The sequence below is a fragment of the Acidovorax sp. HMWF018 genome, assembly GCF_003061035.1.
GTDB lineage: Bacteria > Pseudomonadota > Gammaproteobacteria > Burkholderiales > Burkholderiaceae_C > Acidovorax > Acidovorax delafieldii.
Genome location: NZ_QAIM01000214.1, coordinates 1 through 2,161, shown reverse-complemented (window position 1 = coordinate 2,161; position 2,161 = coordinate 1). Strand labels below are relative to the sequence as shown.

Here is a 2,161-nt window from a genome sequence, read left to right as displayed (position 1 = left end):
TGGCACGGCTGTTCTGTTCCACGAAGGATCGACGTTACTCGTGGTCGTCAACGCGCTGCGCTTGCTCGCATTCGAAGGTGTGCATTCCGTCGGCGCCGTGGTTCCGCAAGCGGCGCCTACCGCCGCCTCCTGAGACCCAGTCGCTAGCCCTTGTTCGCGTTAGCCGCCTTCGCAGGTACGGCCTTCTCGGCCTTCTTTTCTGCCTTCATGTCGGCCTTGGCGGACTCGTGCGCTGCCTTCGCCGCCTTCTTGCAGGTGGCTTGGGCGGCGCCCTTCTGGTCCTCGCACTTTTCCTTGGCCACGTCATAGGTGGCATTTGCCTTGGCGGACTTCACATCGGCCTCGTTCTTCGGGCTAGGCCTGAAGCGCTGCTCCAGCTCGGCCTTGGCGATCTTCTCCCTGCCTTTAGCTTCGGCCTTGCAGATGTCCCGGGCGTTGTCCTTCATCGCTGCGCAGGCCTTCTTGTCTGCCTTGGCGGTGGCTTCGACCTTTTCCATCTCGGCCTTGTGCTCGTCGTTGGTCAGTGCGAGCGCAGCGGTACTGCCCACGGCAAGGCAGGCGGCGACGAGTGAGATTAGCTTGTGGTTCATTTTGGGGGCCTTCTGGTGGCAAAGTTGACTGGGCTCGCGTGGATAGGTCAGCGGCGATAGGGATCGTTCGGATACGCATCGCGGCGGTTGGGCACTCCGTCCCCATCACGATCGCGCTGGTCGCGCTGGTCGCGCTGGTCGCGGTGGCCCTCGCGGTCGGTGTCGCGCCGATAGGTGCCGCCGTCGTAGTACGGCTGGCTGCGGTAGTAGCCGCCGCTGTAGTAGGGCGAGTTGTCGTAATGAGCGCCGGCTCCGTATGAGGCGCCGCCGCCATAGGCGACGCAACCGGAAAGGCCCGCAACGGCCAACAGGGCTATAAGCAATTTCATTGCAACTCCTTGGCGGACAAAAGGCCCGATTACTTTCATTGGAGGGCTCTACCACGTCGGATAGCTGTCGGGGATGTGCGCGTTTGCGCGTAGGACGTTACCGACCGCCGCCGCAATGGTGTTCTGACTAGGGCTGGAGAGCCGCCCGTTGCTGCACCAATGCGTCCAATCGCACTTCCGCCTGTGCTTGCGCGGTCTGCAAGAGCTGCTGACGACGGAAGTATTCGGACGTGAGCCGTCGCCCCTGGCGATCACCCTCCTGCACCGCTGCTCCTCGCCGGGCCAGTTCTCGGGCCTGTTCGGCCACGGACGCTGCCACGGGAATGTGCTGATCCAACTCAGCGGCGCGCGCCGCTCGGGCATCGAAGTCGCGCAGCATTTGTTCTCGGCGCTTGACTGCCGAAATTTCGGCAGCCTGAGCTGCCTTGGGATTGGCCGGGTGCGGTTCGACCGCTAATGGCTCCGCGCGGGTACCCGGAATCGGTTTGTCCGAATACGACACGGTGCCATCTGGCAGAACAGACTTATAGAGAATTTGCTCTGTCGCGTGTGCCAAGCTGGCGCCCAAGGCAAGATGCGCCAGCAAGACGCCAGGAGCAATCCGCGTGAGTCTCATGACATGATCTTTCGCATGACGCCAGTGCATGAGGCAACTATCGCAGATGTCACCGCTCGGCGATGTAGGACTGCCCGCGCAGTTGCCGTGATCCGAAAGCCCTTCTGTCGCGTCGAGCGGAGGTGGCGACGCAGGCGCTATATCGTCTCTCTCAGGACTTCAGCCACTCCAGCAGCTCCGGCCCGAGCAGGGCCGCGTTGAGCTCTTCGTCCGACTGAGCGACGAAGGCTTCCAGGTCGCGGATGACCACCAACCCGGTGTTCCTGAAACGGCTGGCGATCGTCTTGACGAACTCGAACTTGACGTTCCGGTCTTCGCAGGCCCCTATGAAGAGGAAGTAGACCTGGTCGCCACGCCGCTGGGACTCCTCGAGCACGCGGGTGGTGCGGTCTTCGTCGTTCTTTTCGTTCTCGCCGTCCGTGATGAAGAGCACCAGGGAGCGCTTTTTCTCGTGAGTGTGGGGCGTCCCGTGCCCATGTTCGTGCGTTGGCGAGTTGAAGAGCCGCCACAGGAAACCCTTGCCCTGCGGCGTCTGGTGCGCCTCCTCGCATTCCTTCCAGCCAAAGTGCTCCAGCGCTCGTTCGATCACGAAGCTGTAAGTCGTGCCGCCGTTCCAGCCGGGAACC

3 protein-coding genes and 1 pseudogene are annotated in these 2,161 nt (G+C 62.7%); all 4 read right to left on the bottom strand.

Annotation, left to right across the window (positions count from 1 at the left end; all coding sequences use genetic code 11):
* Positions 1-143: 143 nt before the first annotated feature.
* A complete protein-coding gene (locus DBR23_RS07745) occupies positions 144-590 on the bottom strand; it encodes a hypothetical protein (protein ID WP_055401543.1) in 447 nt (148 codons plus the stop codon).
* Positions 591-637: 47 nt separating this feature from the next.
* Positions 638-919: a hypothetical protein gene (locus tag DBR23_RS07740; RefSeq protein ID WP_055401545.1), complete on the bottom strand. Its 282-nt coding sequence runs from the start codon at positions 917-919 to the stop codon at positions 638-640.
* Positions 920-1,046: 127 nt separating this feature from the next.
* Positions 1,047-1,535, bottom strand: a complete 489-nt coding sequence (locus DBR23_RS07735) for a DUF4124 domain-containing protein (RefSeq protein WP_055401547.1) — start codon at positions 1,533-1,535, stop codon at positions 1,047-1,049.
* A 151-nt stretch (positions 1,536-1,686) separates the two neighbouring features.
* Positions 1,687-2,161 (bottom strand): annotated as a pseudogene (locus DBR23_RS07730) (VWA domain-containing protein); the annotation flags it as partial.

Coding starts and splice junctions, on each gene's coding strand:
- DBR23_RS07745 (WP_055401543.1), bottom strand. CDS start 590: ATGAACCACAAGCTAATCTCACTCGTCGCCGCCTGCCTTGCCGTGGGC.
- DBR23_RS07740 (WP_055401545.1), bottom strand. CDS start 919: ATGAAATTGCTTATAGCCCTGTTGGCCGTTGCGGGCCTTTCCGGTTGC.
- DBR23_RS07735 (WP_055401547.1), bottom strand. CDS start 1,535: ATGAGACTCACGCGGATTGCTCCTGGCGTCTTGCTGGCGCATCTTGCC.